Raw genomic sequence first — 21487 nt, forward strand, 5'->3', positions numbered from 1 at the left:
GGGTCACAGGCCGACCTCGGCCAGGATGAAATCGGCGATGGCGTCTGTGTCATTGAGGTCGAACACGGGCCGGTCCAGATCCAGCGGCGTGTCGCTGGCCACCGCGCGGATGGTCGGATCCTCCGGCGCGATCAGGTCATTGCCGGGCGCGGCGCGGTAGGCCTCGATCTTGGGGTGGCGTTCGCGTTTGTACCCCTCGATCAGGACCAGATCGACCGGCGAGAGGCGTTGGAGCAGGTCCGAGAGCGGCGGCTCAGGCGCGCCACGCAGCTCCTGCATATGGGCGACGCGGTATTGTGAGGCCAGCAGCACCTCGGCGGCGCCGGCCTGCCGGTGGCGATAGCTGTCGCGGCCCGGGTGGTCCACGTCGAAGGAGTGGTGCGCGTGCTTGACGGTCGAAACGCTGAAGCCCCGCCCGGTGATCTCGGCCACCAGCCGCTCCATCAGCCCGGTCTTGCCGGCGTTCTTCCAGCCGGTGACACCGTAGACCCTCATGCCTGCTCCAGCAGGGTTTCGGCCCGGGCCAGATCCTCGGGCGTGTTGACGTTGAAGAACGGATCGAACGGATCGGCCGGAAACAGCGCCTCGCGCCCGCCATGCTTGTCGGTCCAGAGAACCACCTTGCGCAGGCCGTCGTTCAGCGCCGCGCGCAGATCGTCGCGCAGGGCAACGGGCCAGAGGCCGAAGGTCGGGTGGCGGTTGACCTTGCCGCCTGATTTCAACTCCGTCCCCGTGCGTGGAGTGGTGGCCAGCACCAGCGGGTGCGTCTGCCCCTCGGCGGCGGCCATCAGTTGCGCCACCAGATCGCGCGGAAAGAAGGGGGTATCGGCGGCGGCGGTGACGATGGCATCGGCGCCCTGCTCTGCTGCCCAGTCGAGACCCGCTAGAACGCCTGCCAGTGGCCCGGCGAAGCCTTCGATGGAGTCGGCGATCACCGGCAGGCCGAGACCCGCAAACCGTTCCGGATCGCCATTGGCATTGAGCGCCAACCCCGCCACCTGCGGCCCCAGCCGGTCAATGACATGGGCCAGCAGGGTCTGCCCGCCGAGGGTCAGCAGCCCCTTGTCGCCGCCGCCCATGCGCGTTGCGAGCCCTCCGGCCAGGATGATGCCGAGTGGTTGGGTCATGACAGTACCCGACCTTTGTCCTGTTCATACCAATCGCGGATTTGACTACGAACGGTCGCCGGTTCACCGAACTCGGACAGCATTCTGTCCGACAAGATGAAACCCAAATGCGCGAAACTGAGAACCATCAGGTTTCTTTTCTCGCGAACCCCGTCAATTTTTGACCAACTCACGAAATAACGCCATTCCGGCGAATGAAGATCGACACCATCAGCAGAAATCCGAGCCTTTAGACTGGAATTCTGCAACTTACCAAAGAAGATTTTGGTAGGCCGACGGGACAGAGCGATCATGACGAACAGTATTGCGAACGCAAACAGTGTTGACAGGAGGTAGTAGGTGTAAGGTGCGTCGGAAACGGTGATATCCAACTGGCGGTAGGTGATCATTGTGATCAACAGACCGAATGCATAAATCGAAACACACAAAAAAACGAACCTCAGCCCGAGGGCCAATCGCCAAAGTCCGGTATACATTCTCCGATGGATTATCCCACCGCCTGAGACCAGTTCCTTCATTGTCGGTTTGTAGTCAAATTCGTAGATCGTCTTGCTCATCCCGCACTCTTCCTGCGATGTTTCTTGTCTTCGACCGGCACAGTCGCCGGGTCCACATCCCGCACCAGCCGGTCCTCGCCCGACAGGCACACGAAGCGTTGCCCGCGCATACGGCCGATCAGGGTCAGGCCAACCTCGCGCGCGATCTCGACGCCCCAGGCGGTGAAACCTGACCGCGAAGCCAGCACCGGGATGCCCATCATCGCCGTCTTGATCACCATTTCCGAGGTCAGCCGTCCGGTGGTGTAGAGGATCTTGTCCTCGGCCCCCACGCCCTCGGACAGCATCCAGCCCGCGATCTTGTCCACCGCGTTGTGGCGGCCCACGTCCTCCATGTAGACCAGCGGGCGGTTCTGGTGGCAGAGCACCGTGCCATGGATCGCCCCAGCCTCGAGATAGAGCGATGGCGTGCGGTTGATCTTCGCCGCGAGGTCGTAAAGCCACGAGGTGCGCACCGAGACCTGCGGCAGGCGCGCACCCTCAAGCCCCTCCATCATGTCGCCGAACACGGTGCCCACGGCGCAGCCGCTGGTGCGGGTCTTTTTCTTCAGCTTGTCCTCATAGGACGTCTGGGTGGCGGTGCGCACCACGACGGTTTCCAGATCGTCGTCGTAATCGACCCCGGTGATCTCATCATCGTCGCGCAACATGCCCTGATTGCGCAGAAAGCCCAGCGCCAGGTATTCGGGATAGTCGCCGATGGTCATCGCCGTTACGATCTCCTGCGCGTTGAGAAAGATCGTCAGCGGGCGTTCCTCGACCACCGAGATGTGGCTCGCCTCGCCGTTCTGGTCTACGCCATCGACCGCGCGGGTCAGGCGGGCGGCGCCGGGATCGGGGGCGATGATGTAGTCCGACAGATCTTCCGCTCTGGCCAATTGCAACCCTTTCCCAAGCCCGTTACTGCTGTCGCGCCTACATTAGGATTTAGCCATGGCATTCACCACATCCAATTCCTACTACTGGAACGGTTTTCGCGACGGCGCGCCGTTTGTTCTGGTGGCTATCCCCTTCGGCACCCTGTTCGGCGTTTTCGCCACCGAGGCCGGGCTGAGCATCGTTCAGACGATGACGTTCACCGCCACAGTGTTTGCCGGAGCGGCCCAGTTCGCCGCGCTGCAACTGCTGCAGGAAGAGACGCCGACCCTGATCGTGCTGGCCTCGGCGCTGGCGGTGAACCTGCGGGTGGCGATGTATTCGGCCTCGCTGACCCCCTATCTGGGTGCGGCACCTTTGTGGCAGCGGGCCTGTGCGGCCTATTTCGTGGTGGATCAGTCCTACGCTTGCTCGATCGTGCGGTTCGAGAAAGAGCCGCAGATGAGCATCGGGCAGCGCGTGGCCTATTTCTTCGGCTCGATCTCACCCATCGCGCCGCTCTGGTATCTGTGCACCTTTCTGGGGGCGGTGCTGGGCACGCAGATCCCGGACAGCTGGGCGCTGGATTTCGCGCTGCCGATCACCTTTCTGTCGATGATCGGGCCGATGCTGCGCACGCTGCCGCATGTGGTGGCCGCACTTGTGGCCATCGTGGTGTCGCTGCTGACCGCGGCGGTGCCGTTCAATCTTGGCCTGCTGATCGCGGGCTGCGCGGGCATGATGGCGGGCGCGCAGGCCGAGGTGATGCTGGAGCGCAGAAAGGTGCAGGCATGAGCCAGATCGACCCCGCCGCCATGTGGACCATCATCGTCGGGCTGGCCGTGGGCAGCTTTGCCCTGCGCTTTGCGTTTCTCGGTTTTGTCGGTGACCGACCGATGCCGCCCTGGCTGCTGCGGCACCTGCGCTATACGGCGGTGGCGATCCTGCCCGCTCTGATCGCGCCGCTGGTAGTCTGGCCCGCCGCCACCGGGGGCGCGCCGGATGCGCCGCGAATGAGCGCGGCGGCCGTGGCGATTGTCGTGGGGCTCTTTACCAAGAACGTGCTTGCGGCGATCTTTTCCGGTGCCGTCACGCTCTATGGTCTGCTTTATCTGCTGGGATAGACCTCAGGTCTGATTGAGACGGGCGTTGTTCTCGGCCAGTCCCTTTTGCAGATCGGCATCGTCGTTTTCATAGTATTTCTCGGTCACGACACCCGGAAGGCTGCCGAACTGATCGGCCAGTTTCACCGGCTGGAACACCACGTCGATCTGTTCGAATCCCGGCACCTGCTGGAGGAGCCTGGCCGTGTAGTTGGCGCAGTATGCGCCTGGCACCGGGCCCATCTGCTTGGCCAGCTGATAGGCGATCTCGGCCTGTTGCGGCGTCACTTCGACGTTTTGCACGATCACATGATGGGTCGAGCGCGCGTGCGAGCCGCGATAGGCCTTTTCCACCGCGGGCGTGATGCCGTAGAGCACATCGTCCTTCTCGGGCACCACATCGGCATAGAACGATCCCGCCGGGTCAAAAACGATCCGTTCGCGCGCGTTGATCATCAGCGAGGTATGCGCCCCCGACCCGGTGCGGTTGTTGACCATGGTGTAGAGGGTCAGCGTCGCCGGTCCCGGCGCGCGATAGGCTGCGGCGGCGATGGTGGCGGGATCGGCCTCGGGGCCGCGATCCGTGCACCCAGCAACACCCAGCGCCAGCGCGCAGACAATCAGAACTCGGAACACTGGACGCACTCGACCGGATCAGGAGGCGAAAACGGCCAGGAACAGCAGAATGAAGAAAATCACCACAACCGTCCAGGTGGTGAATTTGACGAAGCCGTTGAACGTCTCGTTCTGAACCTTGATGTCCATTTCGCCGTGCTTGTGATCAGCCATGTCGTGTCTTCCTATTCGCGTATGTTGACCGCTGGATAATGGATTCTTGCCGCCCTGTCACCACGTCATTCGCGCGCAGGGACCATCGTGTCGAACGGAGTACAGCCCGGGTAGCCGAAACCCCAGCGCCACGGCAGGCCGGTGCAGGGCCCCCCGCCAAAGCGCACCGCCAGATACATCGCCCCGGCGATGGTCTCGTAGGCCGCGCGAACCTGATCCGGCGTGACCTCGTAGCGTTCAGCCAGATCCTCGGCCCGCACTTCGCCTTTTTCCATGACGCAGGCCCGCAACGCCCAGTCCGCGACGATCCGGGCGTCATAGCTTTCATCGGCGGTCGCGGCGCCTGCGGCCTCATGATAGGCGCGGTCATGGATGACACAGCATTCCTCCCACGGGGGGCTGGCCTCATGCGCCGCCGCAAATTCGGGGAAAGTGTCCGACACCAGGCGCCAGGTGGTGGACAAGCCGCCAGAGCAGCCGTCGCTTTCGAACTTCGACAGCCCGGCCTTGTCGCGGAGTGCCATGAGCGCGTTGTGCGCCGGAAGTTCCATGGTCTTGGCCAGGTCCTGTGCCATGATCGGTCCGGCCACAAGGATCAGGGTGACGCTAAGGGCTCTCATCGCGTTGCGCCTCTCGGTCGAAATCCATTCCAAATTCCTCGGCCAGCCACAGCAGCAGCCGCTCGGCAGGGCCGAGATCGGCGCGGTAGGCCAGCACCTGCCTGGCCAGCGCCGGTTCGTCCGTGATCAGCCCGTCGACCCCCATCGAGGCCATCTTGGACATCTGCAGCGGGTCGTTGACGGTCCAGACATAAAGATCCTTGCCCGCCTCATGCACCGAGCGGATCAGCGCCGGTCTCGCCGTTGCGGTACTGACCGCGATGAAATCCCCGTCGAGCCGCGCCAGATCACCGACTGCCGTGGCCGCGAGCACGCCGCTGCGCCAGTCGGGACGCAGTTTGCGCATTTTCTGCACGGCGGGGTATTTCAGTGACATGGTGGCGATTTGGTCCTGCATCTGCAGCGCCTCGACAACCTCGATCACGCGGTTTTCCAGATCGACATCGTGGCCGTAATACTTGAGTTCGATGATCACCCGTGCCTTGCCGCGCGCCGCCGCCAGCACGTCGCGCAAGGTCGGGGTGCGTTCATCGGCAAAGGCCGGGTCGTACCAGCTTCCGATGTCGATATCGTCCAGATCGGCCATGGTGGCGTCCCAGATCTTCAGGTCCACACCGGCCAGTTTCATGTAGTCGCTGTCATGCATCACCACGACGACGCCATCCGCCGTTTCCTGCACGTCGATCTCAACCCAGTCGGCGCCGTCCTCGATGGCCTTGAGGACCGAGGCCATGGTGTTCTCGGGCCGCGCCGCCGCGGCGCCCCGGTGACCGATCACCGCCACGTCGTCCGGCGCCTGCACCCGTTCCAGCAGACGGTTGCCGAACCAGACGCCCGTCAGAACCGCCGCAGCCGAGACCACCAGCAGCCCGATCAGGCGCGGGCGCAAGCTGCTGCGTGAAACGGGCGGGGGTGTGGCCTTGGTTTCGAAAAACCCATCCAGCAGCACCGCCAGTGCGCCCAGCGCTATCGCCGACAGGACCAGATCGGCCAGCGACCAGAGCAGCAGAACCGCAAGGCTGAGGGCAAGGATCAGGCGCAGGCTGGCGCCTTCACCGGACGGCACCAGACCCAGAGCTACCCCGGCCACCGCCCCGATCACGGCGGCAATCGCCAGACGCAGCACCAGCCACAGGGCCAGCTCGATCTTGAGCCGCCCGCGCTTGCCGTCCATCCGCCGGGCGCTTTCCTCGAAGGCCGCGCGCGGCGGCGTGCGTTCAAAGATCACCAGATGCAGTGCCAGCGCCCAGGCCGACAGGCGCCGGATCAGCATCCAGGCCATGATCAGCGCCAGCAGGCCGATCAGCGCCACGGCGACCAGAAAGGCGGGCGGGCGGAAGGTCAGGTAGTAGTTGATATCGTATTCGGTGAGCGTCCACCACGCGATCAGGGCGGCAAGGGCGGCAAACGGCGCGATCAGCAGCAGGACCCGCAGCACGAAGCGGGCGGCAAAGCGCAACAGGTCCGGCAGGCGGCCCAGAACCAGCGCCACGGCGGCGCGGCCGGTGCGCCACGGATCGCCCCCGCCCAGCCGCAGGTAGGCGGCCATGACGGCAAAGCCCAGAACTTCGGCCACCAGGAGCAGGCTGAGCACCGCCAGCGTGGCCAGAAACCCGACCGGCGACAGGATGAACATGGCGATGTCCTGATCCGTCAACGCCGCCTGATCCGACAGCGACACCGCCAGATTGACCGCCGCCGCCATCCCCGGCGCGATCACCGCCAGCGCCAGCAGACGCAGCGCCATATAAAGCGGCACAAACACGCGCCGACGGGCCCAGGCCCCGGCATAGGCGCTTGTCACGGTTGAGAAATGCGGCACGGGCGGGCTCCTGAACGACGCGTGTATTCAACGTGCCGGGAACCTAAAATGCAAGCAAAGGTTGTTATTACTGCTCCAGATCCGCCGCCAGCCGGAACCCGATGCGGTTGGCCGGTTTGTCCTCGGTCGGTTTCGGCAGCGCGCGCAGCATCACGTTGAGCTGGCTGACATGCTGCACAAGCTGGGTCTTGGCCCCACCGCCGTCCGAGCCGTAGAAAGTGACAATGTCGGGGTCGAAAAACCCCATCCCCTCGATCCGCAGCACCCCGGCGTCGCCGCCGGTGAAACCCATGGCAACCTCCTGGCTGCCGTCGAGCTGTTCCTCGAAATTCTTGATGTAGAGTATCAGACGCTCATAGGCCCATTGTGCCGGGCTCTTGGCCGCGACCGGTTTTTGCAGCGGTTCCGGCACTTGCGCCGGTTTGGCCTCACCCTCGGGGCCGCAATGGACCTCATGACACCGCGGCAGCGCCGCCGCCTCTGCCGCTTCGGCGGATGTTTCGATCTTGTCGTCCATCTGTCACCCTTTGCGCTGGTACACCCAAGCCCCGTCCGCGCGGCGCGTCCGGGTCACGGACCCAATGTGGTAGAGATGGTTCAGATGCGCAACCGCCTCGACCAGCGCGAGGCCGTATTCCCCCTCGCCTATACTGCGCTTGAAAAGCGGCACAAAGCAGTCCGAGGCGGGTTTCGGCATGTCCAGATGGTCCAGCAGCCGCTCCAGCGCGCCGTGGTGATTGTCGATCAGTTGCCGCATCCGGATCGGCAAGCCGGTAAACGGCAGCTTGTGCCCGCCCAGTGTCAGATGTTCGGGCCGGGCCAGCGGCGCCAGACGCTCGCAGGCCTCCAGCCATTCGGCCACCGGATCGGCCATCGGCTCGGTCGCGTAGACGCCGATATTGGGGCTGATCGAGCTGAGGATCTGGTCGCCGGTGATCACCAGATCGTCGTCGCGGCTCCAGAAGGTGGCATGTTCCGGCGCATGGCCATTGCCCATGTGCACGTCCCAGTCGCGCCCGCCCATGCGGAACACGTCGCCCTGTTTGATCCGGGTAAAGCCCAGCGGCATCGGATAGACAATGTCGGCAAAGTTGAAGGGGCGGTCGGCCATCCGCTTGGCCAGAACCTCCGCCGCCATGCCCGCGCTGCGATAATAGTCCAGCGTTTCTTCGGGCCAGGTTTCCTGTACATCCAGCGTCAGCATCCGCGCAAACAGCCAGGCGGTGCGGGTGGTGACCAGTTCGGCGCCATGCTCGGATTGGAACCAACCGGCATTGCCGATGTGATCGGGGTGGTGATGGGTCGCCACCACGCGACGCACGGGCTTGCCTGCCAGCGGACCGGTCATGAGCTGGTCCCAGATCCGCCGGGTCTTGTTCGAGGAAAACCCGGTGTCAATCACCGTCCAGCCATCACCGTCATCCAGCGCGTAGACGTTGACGTGATCCAGCTTCATCGGCAGCGGCAGGCGCATCCACAGCACGCCCTCGGCGACCTCGATGGCCTCTCCCGCTGCCGGAGGTTCTTCCCACGGGTACCGCATGGCGAGGGATTGCACCCCGTCCATCAGGCCGCCAGCTCATCGGCGCTGAGCGCGAAAAGATCGCCTGCACCGTTCTGCGCCTGCGCCAGTTGGCCGGCATGTTCGGGCAGCAGCGCGTTGATGTAGAACCGGGCCAGCCTGGCGCGCGGGCCCTCCGGATCGGCCAGCGCGGCGGCCAGATGATAGTGGCCGCCCAGCACCCGGGCAAAGGCGCGCAGATACGGCAGCGCGCCGGCGAAGCGGTCGGTCATGTCGCCCTGCGCCACCAGCCATTCGGTGGTTTCGCGCAGCGTCTCGGTGGCCTGCCAGACCGGCTCGGCCAGTTCGGGCAGCCTGGCGCGGGCGCTTTCGGCGTGGGTCTCGATCTCATCCAGCAGGCGCGCGGCGGCCTCGCCTCCGTCCGTCATCTTGCGACCCACAAGGTCCATGGCCTGAATGCCGTTGGTGCCCTCGTAGATCGCGGTCACCCTTGCATCGCGGTAATACTGTGCCGCACCGGTTTCCTCGATGAAGCCCATGCCGCCATGCACCTGCACCCCGGTGTCCGCCACGCGGATGCCAGTTTCGGTGCCGAACGCCTTGGCGATCGGGGTCAGCAGCGCCGCCCGCGCGGCCCATTCCGGGTCGCCGGTAGCGGTGCCCATGTCGATGGCCACCGCGTTGGCCAGCAGGATCGCGCGCGCGGCAAAGACATCCGCCTTCATCTCCATCAGCATCCGGCGCACATCGGCGTGGTCGATGATGGTGCCCGAGGGCGTCTTGCCCTGCTTGCGCTCCAGCGCATAGGCCAGCGCGTGCTGATAGGCACCCTCGGCCGAACCAACGCCCTGCCCGCCGACACCGAGGCGCGCATTGTTCATCATGGTGAACATGGCTGCCATGCCGCCATGCTCGGCGCCGACCAGCCAGCCCTTGGCGCCGTCATACTGCATCACGCAGGTGGGCGAGCCATGCAGGCCCATCTTGTGCTCCAGCGATACCACCTTGAGGTCGTTGGCCACGCCCGGATTGCCATCCTCATCCGGGATGAACTTGGGTACCAGGAACAGCGAGATCCCCTTGGTGCCCGGCACCCCGTCGGGCAGACGCGCCAGTACCAGATGGCAGACATTGCCGCAAAAATCGTTGTCGCCCCAGGAGATAAAGATCTTCTGCCCGGTAACGGCATAGGTGCCGTCGCCGTTGGGTTCAGCCTTGGAACTGAGCGCGCCCACATCCGACCCGGCCTGCGGCTCGGTCAGATTCATGGTCCCGGCCCATTCGCCCGAGATCAGCTTTGGCAGGTACAGCTCCTTCAGCGCATCGCTGGCGTGATGCTCCAGCGCCTCGATCTGGCCCTGGCTCATCAGCGGGGCGAGCTGCAGCGACAGGCAGGATGCGCTCATCATCTCGTTGACGGCGGTGGTGACGGTCATCGGCAGGCCCATGCCGCCATGTTCGGGGTCGGCGCTGATGCCGATCCAGCCGCCCTCGGCAATCGCCTTCCAGCCGTCGGCATAGCCGGGCGAGGTGCGCAGCATGCCGTTTTCCAGCCGCGCCGGTTCCAGATCGCCCGGGCGCTGCAGGGGCGCCATCACCTCTTCGCACATCTTGCCCGCTTCGGTCAGGATGGCGCTGACCACATCGGCGTCGGCGTCGGCAAAACGCTCGGACGCGGCGACCTGGTCGAAGCCGACCACATGGCGGAACAGGAATTCATAGTCGGAGACGGGCGCGCGATATGGCATGGTTTCCCTCGGGGCTGTCTGACCGGCTGCGCGGACGGGCTTGGAATCCGCCGCCCGCACCGGTATTTGTCGGGGCTTGGACGATTACCTATCCATCCCAGTCATACAAGCAACCAAAACGCCGCGTCACCGGAAATGCAGCCCAACGCCACTCTTTATCTGACCGCTGATGATGCGGGTTTGGCCCGCGCCGCCGATCTGCTGCGCGCGGGCGCGCTGGTCGCGTTTCCGACTGAAACGGTCTACGGGCTGGGCGGCGATGCCCGTAATGGCGAGGCGGTGGCGGCGATCTATGCGGCCAAGGGGCGGCCCAGCTTCAACCCGCTGATCGCGCATGTCGCCTCGGTTCAGGCGGCGCAGCGGCATGTTGAATGGAGCGCGCAGGCCGAGCGGCTGGCGGCGGCCTTCTGGCCCGGTCCGCTGACGCTGGTTCTGCCGCTGAAACCCGATCACGGGATTTCCTCGCTGGTAACGGCGGGGCTGGAGACGCTGGCGGTGCGGGTTCCGGCGCACCCGGCCGCGCAGGCGCTGCTGAGCGCCTTCGACAGCCCGGTCGCGGCGCCCTCGGCCAACCCATCGGGCCGGATCAGCCCGACCACGGCGGATCACGTGCGCGCAGGGCTCGATGGCCGCATCGGCGCGCTTGTCGATGACGGCCCCTGCGGCGTGGGGCTGGAATCCACCATCATCGGGCTGGCCGGAGAGCCCGCGCTGCTGCGCCCCGGTGGCCTTGCCGCCGAGGAGATCGAGGCGGTGCTGGGGCACAAACTGCTGCACTATCAGGAAGGCGATGCGCTGACCGCGCCCGGGCAGCTTTTGTCGCATTACGCGCCGGACGCTTCGGTGCGCCTGAACGCGGGCGCGCCACAGGGGGATGAGGTGCTGCTGGGCTTTGGCGAAATGGCCTGCGATCTGAACCTGTCGCCCAAGGGGCATCTGCCCGAGGCGGCTGCCAACCTTTTTGCCGCGCTGCATGAACTGGATGCAACCGGGCGCCCGATTGCCGTCGCCCCGATTCCCGATCACGGGCTGGGTGCCGCGATCAACGACCGTCTGCGCCGCGCCGCAGCCCCGCGGGGCAGCTGATCAGGCGTGCCCGGCGCTGGCCGACAAGGTCAGCGGATCGACGCCAAGGGTGGCCAGAGCGGCCTCCCACTTTTCATCGTCGGGCTGGTCGAACACCAGATCCAGCGAGGCATCGGTGGTCAGCCATCCGTTCATGCCGATCTCATCCTCGAGCTGGCCCGGCCCCCAGCCGGAATATCCCAGCATCAGCATGGACTTCTCCGGCCCGCGCCCGGCGGCGATGTCTTCCAGAATATCCAGCGTCGCGGTCATCCGGAAACCGGGCTTGACCGGCATCGAATGCAGATTGGCCTCGTAATCCTCGCTGTGCAGGACAAAGCCGCGCGCGGTTTCGACCGGTCCGCCGAAACGGACCAAACGCTCTCCAACCACGGGAACCTCGCACGGGATGTTGAGCTGTGTCAGCAGGGCCTTGATACGCAGATCGGCGGGCTTGTTCACGATCAGCCCCATTGCCCCGTCCTCGCCGTGGCTGCACAGGTAGATCAACGTATGGTCAAACCGCGGATCCCCCATGCCTGGCATTGCGATCAGCAGTTTTCCGGTCAGATCCATCATCGGCCAACTCTTATTACTTCTCATCTGACAATGACCCCGCAAGCCCGGCCTTTGCAATAGAGCAACCGGAATTTTCCCGCAGGTTTTACAATGCTGACCCGAACGTGACTTGGCATTTGGCGAAATGACGCGCATGTATTTCATATGCGAACGCTTTTTGAGAAAATTCCGGCCACTCTGGCCCTGTGCGCAACCCTTGCCGCCCCGGTATATGCCGGCGGCCTCGACGATGTTGTCCGGCTTGACGTTCTTGACGGCGGTGTGACGAAAAAGGGCACGTATCTGGGCGCTATCCGGCTGACTCTGGCGGACGGGTGGAAGACCTACTGGCGCGCGCCGGGCGAGGCCGGGATACCGCCGAGCTTCGACTGGCGCGGATCGCGCAACGTGGGCGAGGTCTCGATCACCTGGCCGGCGCCGGAAGTGTTCGACCAGAACGGGTTGCGCTCGATCGGCTACGAGGATCAGCTGGTGCTGCCGGTCGAGATCACTCCGGCCAAGCCCGGCCAGCCGGTGCGGCTGAAGGGTGAGATGGATTTTGGGGTGTGCAAGGAAGTTTGCATACCCGGCAATCTGAGCTTTGACCACAGGCTCGATTCGGGTGCGGGACGGCATCCGGCGATCGCCGCGGCACTGGCGCAGCGGCCCTATTCGGCGCGCGAGGCGGGGGTGAAATCCGCCAGTTGCCGGCTGAAACCGACGCAGCATGGATTGCAGATCGAGGCGCGTATCGCGATGCCACCGGCGGGCGGCGCCGAAGTGGCCGTGATCGAGCCCGGGAACCCCGCGCTCTGGGCCGCAGAAACCCGGACACGGCGGCAGGGCAACACGCTGATTGCCAGCTCGGAGGTGATCAGCAATTCGGGTGCTGCATTTGCGCTGGACCGGTCCGAGGTCCGCATCACCGTTCTGGGCGCCAGACACGCGGTCGATATTCAGGGCTGCACGCCGGGCTGAGCGATGAGCCGAACCCCATTTATCGGCGCGCTCGCGGTGGTGATCCATGACGGTCACGTGCTGCTGGCGCAACGCGGTAAGCAACCGGATGCGGGGCTCTGGGGGTTTCCCGGCGGGCATGTGGAATGGGGCGAGACCGTGATGCAGGCCGCGCGTCGGGAGTTGCTGGAGGAAACCGGCATCGTGGCCGAGCCGCGCGCCTATCTCGACAATCTCGATCTGCTTCGCAGCGATGACGCCGGAGTTGTGACCCACCATTACCTTCTGGTTGGTGTTGCCTGCGCTTATGTCAGCGGCACGCCAACGCCGGGCGACGATGCCAAGGACGCCCGCTGGTTTCCCGTCGACCATGTCCGCACCGGCAGCCTGCAAATGAGCGCGCGAGTCGTCGATCTGCTGGAAACGGCGCTAAGTCGTATCTGATCCAACCTCTCCACTAGCGGTGAAAGGCGTTTGCAAACGCCTTGAAGCGGTTTGAAAACCGCTTAAGCCGCTTCCAAGCGGCTTGCCCGCGCCCGGTGGCAGCGGTCATGCCCCGGTTCTGGCAGACAGTCGGGTGAAGATCAGCGCCGAGGCGAGCGAGACCACCACCAGAATGGCCAGAGCGCCGATCAGGAACAATCCAAGGCCGGCTTGCGCAACCGGCAACCCGTCAAGCATCGGAAGAGCCGCCGTTAAGACTGCGGGCAACGTTCCATTGATCATCGGCCAGATCATCGTCACTCCGAGCCAGGTCAGCATCAGCGCCCCGGTCCCCGCCGCGGCGCCGCGCACCACGGTGTTGGACCCGCGCAGCGCGCGGCGCATCGCAGTCAGGGGCCGCGAGACGTCACGCTGCACCGCCAGCAGCGCCGGAACCACCAGCAGCACCAGCGCCATGCCAAAGCCCAGACCGTAGACCAGCGTGATGACCGTCGGCTTGAGGAACTGCGCCTGTTGCGAGCTTTCATAGAGCAGTGGCGCCAGCCCCAGAACGGTGGTCAGCGTGGTCAGCATCACCGGCCGCAGCCGGTCGGCGGCCCCTTCGATGATCGATGGGATCAACCCGCGATCCTGTTGGTACTGATCAATGGTCGTCACCAGCACGATCGAGTCGTTGATGATGATCCCGGTCATCCCCAGCAGCCCCACGACCGTGAACATGCTGAGCGGCACATCCCAGAGGTAATGCCCCCAGATCGTGCCCACGAGGCCAAACGGGATAATCGCCATCACCACCAGCGGGCGGGTCCAACTGGCAAAGACCCAGGCCAGCACCAGATAAATGCCGGTCAGGCACAGGATCAGGCCGGTGCGCGCCTCGCTGAGGAACTCGTCCTCCTGCTCGCTGAGGCCGGCCATGCGCCATTCCACCTGCCGCTCGCTGGCAATCTTGGGCAGGATCTCGGTTTCCAGCGCCGTTGCGATCTCGGTGGCGCGGGCCGGGTCGTCCTCGGAGATATCGCCGATCACTGAAATCAGCCGCAGCCCGTTCTCGCGCCGTACGGTCGAAAAGCCCGACCGCTGGGTGACCGAGACGATATCGGCAAGCGGGACATAGACGCCATCCGGCGTGCGCATCAGCGTGCGCTCAAGGAAATCGGCGGTCAGTTCGTTCTCGGGCAGCTCGACCCGGATTTCGGCACTGCGCGGCCCATCGGGGAAGGTCGCCGCCTCGATCCCGTTCAAGCGGTTGCGCAGCGCGCGGCCCAGCGTCTCAATGGTAAAGCCCAGCGCCTGTCCCTGCGCGGTCAGGTCCAGAATGATCTCTTCCTTGTCATAGGCCAGATTGTCCTCGACCGCCGAAACCTCCGGGTAACGCGCCAGTGCCGTTTGCAGGTCCTCGGACGCGCCCTTGAGTGTGCTGACATCGGCGCCAAAGAACTGCACGTCCAGCGCATCGCCCCCGGGCCCCGAACGCCAGCCCCGGAAGCTGACGGTCTCGGCCAGCGGATGCCGGTTCACGAAATCCTGCAACTCGCCCACGAAGGCAAAGCTGGAATAGGGGCGCAGGTCGGCGTCGATCAGCTCGATCGAGATACCGCCCAGCAAGTCGGGATCCTTGGTGTCCGCCCCGGCCAGACCATAGCCCGCATTGCCGCCGATTTCAGCCAGCACATAGTCGATGGGGTTGCGGCCATGGCGTTCCTCATAGATGCGGCCCAGTTCCTCGGTCGCGCGCTGCATCTCGCGCATCATCTCCAGCGAATCGGCCCGGGTTGCGCCCTCGACCATGATGAAATTGCCGGTGACCGAGCCGCGTTCGGGCGCGTTGAAAAAACGCCAGTTGACGTCGCCCTTGATGAACAGGGCAAGCTGACTGGCCAGAATCGCCACGACCGCCGCCAGAACCACGTAACGCGCCCAGACCACCCAGGCGATCAGCGGCCGGAACAGATGCTCGCGCACCCAGCGGAAACCACGGTTCACCACCCGGTTGGGCAGGTCATACCAATGTTCCTTGGCGGAATGGGCGATGGCGTGGGACATGTGGTTGGGCAGGATCAGGAAACACTCGACAAGCGAGGCCAGCAGCACCGCGATCACAGTGAAGGGGATGTCGCGGATCAGCTCTCCGAACCGGCCGCCGATGGCGGTCAGCCCAAAAAACGCGATCACGGTGGTCAGCGTGGCGGCAAAGACCGGCATCGCCATGCGCATGGCGGCCCGTTCCGAGGCGACCACCGGATGCTCGCCCATTCGCCGGGCGCGGAAATCGGCGTGTTCGCCCACGACGATGGCGTCATCGACAACGATACCAAGCGTGATGATCAGGCCGAACAGCGACACCATGTTGATCGACAGCCCGGCGATATACATCAGCGCGATCGCGGCGAACATCGCGGCCGGGATGCCCGCAGCGACCCAGAAGGCAATGCGCGCGTTCAGGAACAGAAACAGCAGGCAGATCACCAGCCCCAGCCCGACCAGACCATTGTCGACCAGAATATCCAGACGGTCAGTGATCGCCTGCGCGCGGGTGCGGATCAGCTCCGCCGTCACGCCATCGGGCAGGCTGATCTGCATCTCGGCCACGACCTGTTCCACCGTGCGCTGGATATCGATGGCGTCGCCCTGGTTCGAGCGATCGATCCGGACCGACATGGCCGGATTGTCGCCCACGTAATAGCTGCGGTTGCGGGTCACGCCCTCGACCCGGATCTGCGCCACATCCGCAATGGTCAGCTTGGAGCCATCGGCGTTCGAGCGCAGGACGATCCCCTCGATCTCTTCCGGTGTGCGTTTCTCGACACCGGTGCGGATACGGGCATTGGCGCCGGTCACATCGCCCGCAGGGTTGGCATCGACCTCGGCGGCGATGGCGGTGGCGATATCGGACATGGAGATATCGTTGGCGATCAACTGCGCGGTCGGCACCTCGACCACGATGCGCGGCGCGGCGATGCCGCGAATGGTGGTGCGGGTCACCCCGACCTTGAACAGCCGCGTGATCAGTTCATCGGTCAACAGCGCAAGCTGGCCGGGCTCCATCGGGCCGGTTAGCACCACATCGGTCACCCGGTCGCGCCAGGCACCGCGCCGTATGCTGGGTTCCTCGGCCTCTTCTGGCAGGTTGGTCACGCTGTCGACGGCGGTGCGCACCTCGTCAGCAGCGCGGGCCATGTCCCAGCCGGGTTCGAATTCCAGCCGGATTTGCGCCTGACCCTCGCGCGAGGTGGATTCCGAGCTTTCCACCCCGTCCACCGCCAGCAGCGACGGCTCAAGCACCTGAACGATGGCGCTGTCCACATCCTCGGGGCCCGCACCCTCCCAATCGACGGTGACGTTGACCCGTTCAAGGATCACGTCTGGAAAGAACTGCGCGCGCATGTTCGGGATGGCAGCGGCGCCCAGAACCAGCAGGATCACCAGCAGCAGGTTGGCGGCGGTGCGGTGGCGGGTGAAATAGCTCAGCAGACCACCGGCGGCGCTGGGGATCTCGCGAATCATCGCCTAGCCCCCGGAGCGCGCTTCGATGCGCCGGACCAGACGGGCGGGCACCTTGGCCTCGGCGAGTTGTCCGAGCACCTCGGCCTTGGTTTCGTCCGACAGCCGCTCATTGGCCTCGACGGCGGCCACCAGTCGGGCGCGCTGTTCATCGGTCAGTTCGACCATGCCGGGGTCGAGCGCGGTCTGCTCTTCGGTCCGCAGCGGGCGCACCCGGATGCCGGTGCCCAAAAGCGGTGTGCGTCCGGTCACCACCTCGCGCCCGGCCAGACCGTCACCACGCAGCAAAACTTCGTCCCCCTGCCGCCGGATCAGCTCGACCGGCAGCGATTCCAGCCGTTCCTCCGGCCCCAGCACCAGCACCGTGCCCGAGGAATCCAGCGCCGAGGCCGGCAGGCGCGCCACATTGGCCAGCGGCTGTTCCTCGACCGAAACGGTGACGAAATCCCCCGGCTTGAACCCGGGCGCAGCGTCGAGCCGGGCAAAGATCAGACGCCCCGACTGGCCCTCGCCCGCCGAGCCGCTGTCGCGGCTGATCCGGCCCCGGGCGGTCAGGTCGGCGCCGGTCACCTCAAGCGAGATGGTGACGGGTGCGGGGATCAGGCGGCCCTCCTCGTCCAGCAGCCGCACATATTGCGCGGTCGAGACGCGGAACGCGACTTCGAGCGTTTGCGGATCGACCAGTTCGGCCAGTTTCTCGTTGGCTGCAACCAGCCGCCCTTCGACCAGCGTCACGCCGCTGAGCGTGCCGTCGAAACGGGCGCGAACGGTCATGTCCTCAAGATCGCGCTCGGCGGCCTCAAGCGCGATCACGGCGCGCGCGATGCGGGTCTGGGTCTGATCGACACGGGCCTCGGCCTGCGCCAGAGCAATGCGCCGGGCCAGTTCCGCCTGCCGGGCCGAAGCGGCGGCCAGTTCGGCCTCTTCGACCGCAGCTGCGGTGCCGACCCCGCGCTCGGCCAGGTCCTGCTGCCGTTTGAGCGCGCGTTCGCGAAGCTCGGACTGGTCCCGCGCCGCCTTCAGCTCATCCTGCGCCAGCAGCAGCGAGCGTTCGGCATCCCGTTCCTCGACCTGCGCGTCGAGCAGATCGGATTTGGCCCGATCAAGCGCCGATTGCGCGTCCGCCGGATCAAGCTCGACCAGCACCTCGCCTGCCGTGACCGCGCCGCCCTCTTCGAAGTCTTCCGACAGCGTCACCACGCGCCCGCCAATGGCCGCGCGCAGTTCCAGCCGGCGGCGGCTCTGCACTTCGCCGAAGGCCTCGAGATATGGCGTGACCGTCCGCAGCTCGGCGGTTTGCACATTGACCGTGAATATCCGTTCGCGCGACTCGGGTTGGCGATTGTCCTGCGCCATGAACTCCTGCACGGCGCCCATCACCAGTTGCGCGGCATAGATCAGCAGCGCCAGCGTCAGCGAGGCCAGAAAGACGCCCACAAGGCTCTGCCGCAAAAATCGCATCTATCACATCGCTCCGGTCGCTTCAGGCTGCCGTCACCAACACGTAGCCGGGCAGGAAAAAATGCCAAGCCAAAAGACGGTTACACGTGTTCAAACGCGCGACAAGTCTACTTCCGTCGCCGGTGTTCGTCCAATCTGGGCATAATTTCCACGAAATTGCAGGGGCGGTGGCGGTAATCGAGCTGTTTTTCCAGAATTCCGTCCCAGGCATCCTTGCAGGCACCGGGGCTGCCGGGCAGCGCGAACAGGTAGGTGCCGCCCGCCACGCCGCCGGTGGCGCGGGACTGCACCGCCGAGGTGCCGATCTTGTCCATCGAGATCAGGGTGAAGACGGTGCCGAAGGCCTCGATTTCCTTTTCGTAGACGTCGCGATGCGCCTCGACCGTCACATCCCGGCCCGTCAGCCCTGTGCCGCCGGTCGAGATCACCACGTCAATCTCAGGGTCCGCGATCCACGCGCGCAGCTGATCAGCAATCTCGGCCCGTTCGTCGCGCAGGATCTTGCGGTCGGCCAACTCGTGCCCCGCCCGCTCGATCCGATCGGCCAGCGTCTGGCCCGAGCGATCCTCGTCCAGCGAGCGGCTGTCCGAGACCGTCAGAACGGCGATACGGACGGGGATGAAATCGAGGCTTTCGTCGATGCGCGACATTGGATGTCAGGCCCTTTCCATGATGGCCAGCCGCAGGGCCAGCGCCGTGAATATGCCGCCGCTGAGCCAGCCCAGCACGCGCGCCGCGCGCGGGTTGCCGGTCAGCCGCCGCCCGGCCCCGCCTGCAAAGACACCGACGGCACCGTTGATGAAGAACCCGCCCATCGCGATGATCAGGCCGAAGATCATGAACTGCGCCAAGATCGGCCCAGCGGCGGGGTCGATGAATTGCGGGATGAAAGCGAGGACAAACAGGATCACCTTGGGATTGGTCAGGTTCACCAGCAGCCCATCGCGAAAGGCGCGTTTGGCGGGTTTCTGCGGCGCTTCCGGAGGAATGGCTCCGGTGCGGATGGCGGTCCAGGCGAGGAAAAGCAGGTAGCCCACACCGACCCAGCGGATCACGTCGAAGAGCCACGGCATCGCGGACACAGCAGCGCCAAGGCCCAGCCCGGCCAGCGCCACATGCACCATGGAGCCGGTTGAAATCCCCGCACTCGCCGCCATCGCCGCGCGGGGACCTGAGCGCAGGCCCTGCCCGAAGCAGAACATCATGTCCGCGCCCGGCGACAGGTTCAGCGCCAGCGCCGCGGGCAGGAAAGTCAGCAGGGTAAGGGTGTCGATCAAGCAGACACCTCAAACCAATTCACGGTGGGGCCCAGATTGACCACCTCGGTCCGTCCAATCATGCCGCGCGCGCCCCAGCTGTCGTGGATGTGACCACAAAAGGCCAGCGCGGGCTGCAACCGCTCGATGGCGTCACGCACGGCGACCGACCCGACTGAGGCCCCGTGCGAGGTCTTGTCGACCAGCCCCTTGGGCGGAGAATGGGTGATCAGGATGTCGGCGCCGTCGCAGCGGTCCAGCATTTCGGCGGCCTCGGCCTCGGACAGGTCGCAGGACCACGCGCCAAACGGCGTCACCGGCACGCCATAGCCGAGTCCGAACAGGCGCAGCCCGTCCACGGTGGCGGTCTGGCCATGCAGCACATGCGCACCATCGGGGGCGGCCTCGGACAGTTCCCCGGCGCTTTCGGCATTCCCGGGAACCAGAACCAGCGGCACCGAGATGCCCGACAGCATCGCCATTGCATCGTCCAGCCCCTTGCGCCCGTTGCAGTAATCCCCGGCCCCGATCACCAGATCGGCCCCCTCGCTGGCCGCCACCAGATCGGCGGCGCGGGCGCGGGCCATGTGCAGGTCGGAAAAGGCCAGGATACGCATCAGATGCCTTTCAGTTTCGCCTTGAGCTCCAGCAGGTCCGCCCAGGCCTGCCGCTTCATCTGCGGCTGGCGCAGCAGGTAGGCGGGGTGAAACATCGGGATGACCGGCAGATTCATCGCCTGATCCCAGTTGCCACGCAGCCGTGTGATGCCGCGTTTGCCCAGCACCGCCTGACAGCTGATATTGCCCATCAGCACCAGCACATCCGGCTTGGCCAGGGCGACGTGGCGTTCAAGGAAGGGCTTCATCATCCCGATCTCTTCGGGCTTGGGATCGCGGTTCTGCGGTGGGCGCCAGGGCAGGACATTGGTGATATAGACGGTGTCGGCGCGGCTCAAATCGATCGCCGCCAGCATCTTGTCCAGCAATTGCCCGGCCCGGCCCACGAAGGGCCGCCCCTCCCGATCCTCGTCACGCCCCGGCGCCTCGCCGATGATCATCACGCGGGCCTCCGGGTTGCCATCGGCAAAGACCAGTTGCCGCGCGCCGCGCTTGAGGTCGCACAGATCGAACGCCTCCATGACCGCGCGCAGCTCCGCCAGCGACCCGGCGCCTTTTGCAGCCTGCTGCGCCACCTCGACCGGATCGGCCTCTGTCGATTTCTCCCGCGCGGGTGCGGCGGCCTGCGGCTTTTTCGGCTTGGGCGCGGTGTCGGGCAATGCATACCGGTCCACCGGAGCATCCCCGATGGCTTCGGTTACGCCCAGTTCGATCTGCCATTCCAGCAGCGCCCGGGCGGTGTGATAGTCCAAGGCCGATTCCATGTGTCTCAATCTATCCTGCCTGACGATAAGGGAAAGCGAATTGGGCTTGTCAGCGACCAAAGACCGCCCGAGCATGGGCCCATGACGCTGCGCCTTACCCTGTTGCTTGCACTTGTCCTCGGCCTTCTCGCGCCCACAGCGCAGGCGGATTTTCACACCGAATGCCGCGCCGGCACCTTTCAATGCGGGGCCAGCAGTTGCTGCAACCTCGGCCAGCGCTGCAGTTGGGACGGGTTCTGCATCCCGCCCGGCGGCACCTATTGCGGCGGCGGACGCTCGTGCGGGCCGTTCGAGAAATGTGTGGCGGGCGGTTCGCGATGCGACCCTATCGCCCCCAATGCGCGGCCCGGATCGGACCCCGACAAATGTTTCAGCAACAGCGACTGTCCTTTAGGCAACCGCTGCGACCCCACGGGAACGTGCGTGCCGAGCCGGGAAATCCGATGCGAGGGCCGGGTTTGCCCGGCGGGCAGCACTTGCATCCCCGGCGGCGGCTGCACCCGGCCCGGCTGGTTTCTCTGCCCCGAGACCGGCTCGCAATGCCGGCCCGGCTTCAAATGCTCGCGCATTCGCGGCTGCGTCCCCGTCAAGGCGGTCGATTGCGGCAAGGGTCGTTGGTGCAGGCCGGGCGAGCAATGCACCGACGATGGCGGCTGCGAACCTGAGCAAACCGAGTGATCACGCCATATTGCCCCTCTGCCGTGTCCTTCCTATAAGC

At 65.3% G+C, this 21487-nt stretch carries 24 protein-coding genes; 6 read left to right on the forward strand and 18 right to left on the reverse strand.

From position 1 onward, the window contains the following. Window positions 1-3 precede the first annotated feature (3 nt). The 4 genes from mobB to AB3N21_RS13205 are packed head-to-tail and all read right to left on the reverse strand — an operon-like array spanning window position 4 to window position 2568. Window positions 4-495, reverse strand: a complete 492-nt coding sequence (mobB, locus tag AB3N21_RS13190) for a molybdopterin-guanine dinucleotide biosynthesis protein B (protein ID WP_367935649.1) — start codon at window positions 493-495, stop codon at window positions 4-6. After that, window positions 492-1127, reverse strand: a complete 636-nt coding sequence (gene mobA, locus AB3N21_RS13195; RefSeq protein WP_367935650.1) for a molybdenum cofactor guanylyltransferase MobA — start codon at window positions 1125-1127, stop codon at window positions 492-494. Before mobA ends, mobB begins: the two co-directional genes overlap by 4 nt. After that, window positions 1124-1684, reverse strand: a complete 561-nt coding sequence (locus AB3N21_RS13200; protein WP_367935651.1) for a hypothetical protein — start codon at window positions 1682-1684, stop codon at window positions 1124-1126. The genes mobA and AB3N21_RS13200 overlap by 4 nt, the downstream gene beginning before the upstream one ends. Next, window positions 1681-2568, reverse strand: coding sequence for a formate dehydrogenase accessory sulfurtransferase FdhD (locus AB3N21_RS13205; RefSeq protein WP_367935652.1), 888 nt, complete (start codon window positions 2566-2568; stop codon window positions 1681-1683). The genes AB3N21_RS13200 and AB3N21_RS13205 overlap by 4 nt, the downstream gene beginning before the upstream one ends. A gap of 49 nt (window positions 2569-2617) precedes the next feature. On the opposite strand from AB3N21_RS13205, the gene AB3N21_RS13210 reads away from it, so the two are divergent. Continuing rightward, window positions 2618-3334, forward strand: a complete 717-nt coding sequence (locus AB3N21_RS13210) for an AzlC family ABC transporter permease (RefSeq protein WP_367935653.1) — start codon at window positions 2618-2620, stop codon at window positions 3332-3334. Further along, entirely contained in the window at window positions 3331-3663 is a 333-nt protein-coding gene (locus tag AB3N21_RS13215) for an AzlD domain-containing protein (RefSeq protein ID WP_367935654.1), read from the forward strand. Before AB3N21_RS13210 ends, AB3N21_RS13215 begins: the two co-directional genes overlap by 4 nt. Before the next feature lie 3 nt (window positions 3664-3666). Here the strand turns inward: AB3N21_RS13215 and AB3N21_RS13220 are convergent, their stop codons facing one another. The 7 genes from AB3N21_RS13220 to AB3N21_RS13250 form a co-directional block, all read right to left on the reverse strand. Beyond that, the gene (locus AB3N21_RS13220; protein WP_367935655.1) at window positions 3667-4278 is read right to left on the reverse strand and encodes a hypothetical protein; all 612 of its coding nucleotides are present in this window, start codon (window positions 4276-4278) and stop codon (window positions 3667-3669) included. A gap of 18 nt (window positions 4279-4296) precedes the next feature. Beyond that, entirely contained in the window at window positions 4297-4431 is a 135-nt protein-coding gene (locus AB3N21_RS13225; RefSeq protein WP_171175714.1) for an aa3-type cytochrome c oxidase subunit IV, read from the reverse strand. Between the two features lie 65 nt (window positions 4432-4496). Continuing rightward, complete coding sequence (locus AB3N21_RS13230; RefSeq protein ID WP_367935656.1) at window positions 4497-5051, reverse strand: hypothetical protein; 555 nt, start codon at window positions 5049-5051, stop codon at window positions 4497-4499. Next, a complete protein-coding gene (locus tag AB3N21_RS13235; protein ID WP_367935657.1) occupies window positions 5038-6873 on the reverse strand; it encodes a glycerophosphodiester phosphodiesterase family protein in 1836 nt (611 codons plus the stop codon). Before AB3N21_RS13235 ends, AB3N21_RS13230 begins: the two co-directional genes overlap by 14 nt. Window positions 6874-6940: 67 nt before the next feature. Next, window positions 6941-7390, reverse strand: a complete 450-nt coding sequence (locus AB3N21_RS13240; protein ID WP_367935658.1) for a DUF6173 family protein — start codon at window positions 7388-7390, stop codon at window positions 6941-6943. 3 nt (window positions 7391-7393) lie between these two features. Next, entirely contained in the window at window positions 7394-8440 is a 1047-nt protein-coding gene (locus AB3N21_RS13245) for an MBL fold metallo-hydrolase (protein WP_367935659.1), read from the reverse strand. Continuing rightward, window positions 8440-10143: an acyl-CoA dehydrogenase gene (locus AB3N21_RS13250; RefSeq protein WP_367935660.1), complete on the reverse strand. Its 1704-nt coding sequence runs from the start codon at window positions 10141-10143 to the stop codon at window positions 8440-8442. Before AB3N21_RS13250 ends, AB3N21_RS13245 begins: the two co-directional genes overlap by 1 nt. Before the next feature lie 135 nt (window positions 10144-10278). Between AB3N21_RS13250 and AB3N21_RS13255 the strand changes: the two genes are divergently transcribed. Continuing rightward, complete coding sequence (locus AB3N21_RS13255; protein WP_367935661.1) at window positions 10279-11229, forward strand: L-threonylcarbamoyladenylate synthase; 951 nt, start codon at window positions 10279-10281, stop codon at window positions 11227-11229. On the opposite strand, the gene AB3N21_RS13260 is transcribed toward AB3N21_RS13255, so the two are convergent. Then, a complete protein-coding gene (locus AB3N21_RS13260) occupies window positions 11230-11784 on the reverse strand; it encodes a YqgE/AlgH family protein (RefSeq protein WP_367935776.1) in 555 nt (184 codons plus the stop codon). It abuts the gene before it with no gap. A 147-nt stretch (window positions 11785-11931) separates the two neighbouring features. On the opposite strand from AB3N21_RS13260, the gene AB3N21_RS13265 reads away from it, so the two are divergent. Together AB3N21_RS13265 and AB3N21_RS13270 are read left to right on the forward strand one after the other, a co-directional pair. After that, complete coding sequence (locus AB3N21_RS13265) at window positions 11932-12744, forward strand: protein-disulfide reductase DsbD domain-containing protein (RefSeq protein ID WP_367935662.1); 813 nt, start codon at window positions 11932-11934, stop codon at window positions 12742-12744. A 3-nt stretch (window positions 12745-12747) separates the two neighbouring features. Continuing rightward, entirely contained in the window at window positions 12748-13167 is a 420-nt protein-coding gene (locus tag AB3N21_RS13270) for an NUDIX hydrolase (RefSeq protein WP_367935663.1), read from the forward strand. Window positions 13168-13272: 105 nt separating this feature from the next. On the opposite strand, the gene AB3N21_RS13275 is transcribed toward AB3N21_RS13270, so the two are convergent. The 6 genes from AB3N21_RS13275 to AB3N21_RS13300 all read right to left on the reverse strand — a co-directional run bounded on the left by AB3N21_RS13275 (window position 13273) and on the right by AB3N21_RS13300 (window position 20769). Further along, window positions 13273-16674, reverse strand: coding sequence for an efflux RND transporter permease subunit (locus AB3N21_RS13275; protein WP_367935664.1), 3402 nt, complete (start codon window positions 16672-16674; stop codon window positions 13273-13275). Window positions 16675-16677: 3 nt separating this feature from the next. Further along, window positions 16678-18132: an efflux RND transporter periplasmic adaptor subunit gene (locus AB3N21_RS13280; RefSeq protein WP_367935665.1), complete on the reverse strand. Its 1455-nt coding sequence runs from the start codon at window positions 18130-18132 to the stop codon at window positions 16678-16680. A 107-nt stretch (window positions 18133-18239) separates the two neighbouring features. After that, window positions 18240-18782, reverse strand: a complete 543-nt coding sequence (moaB, locus tag AB3N21_RS13285) for a molybdenum cofactor biosynthesis protein B (RefSeq protein WP_367935666.1) — start codon at window positions 18780-18782, stop codon at window positions 18240-18242. Between the two features lie 6 nt (window positions 18783-18788). Continuing rightward, complete coding sequence (locus AB3N21_RS13290; protein ID WP_367935667.1) at window positions 18789-19409, reverse strand: LysE family translocator; 621 nt, start codon at window positions 19407-19409, stop codon at window positions 18789-18791. Beyond that, complete coding sequence (locus AB3N21_RS13295; protein ID WP_367935668.1) at window positions 19406-20005, reverse strand: metallophosphoesterase; 600 nt, start codon at window positions 20003-20005, stop codon at window positions 19406-19408. The genes AB3N21_RS13290 and AB3N21_RS13295 overlap by 4 nt, the downstream gene beginning before the upstream one ends. After that, window positions 20005-20769, reverse strand: coding sequence for a uracil-DNA glycosylase family protein (locus AB3N21_RS13300; RefSeq protein ID WP_367935669.1), 765 nt, complete (start codon window positions 20767-20769; stop codon window positions 20005-20007). The genes AB3N21_RS13295 and AB3N21_RS13300 overlap by 1 nt, the downstream gene beginning before the upstream one ends. A gap of 81 nt (window positions 20770-20850) precedes the next feature. Here AB3N21_RS13300 and AB3N21_RS13305 point away from each other — a divergent pair, with 81 nt between their 5' ends. After that, a complete protein-coding gene (locus AB3N21_RS13305; protein ID WP_367935670.1) occupies window positions 20851-21447 on the forward strand; it encodes a scavenger receptor class F, member 2 in 597 nt (198 codons plus the stop codon). Window positions 21448-21487: the final 40 nt, after the last annotated feature.

Origin of the sequence: Ruegeria sp. (assembly GCF_040830605.1) — a bacterium.
GTDB lineage: Bacteria > Pseudomonadota > Alphaproteobacteria > Rhodobacterales > Rhodobacteraceae > Ruegeria.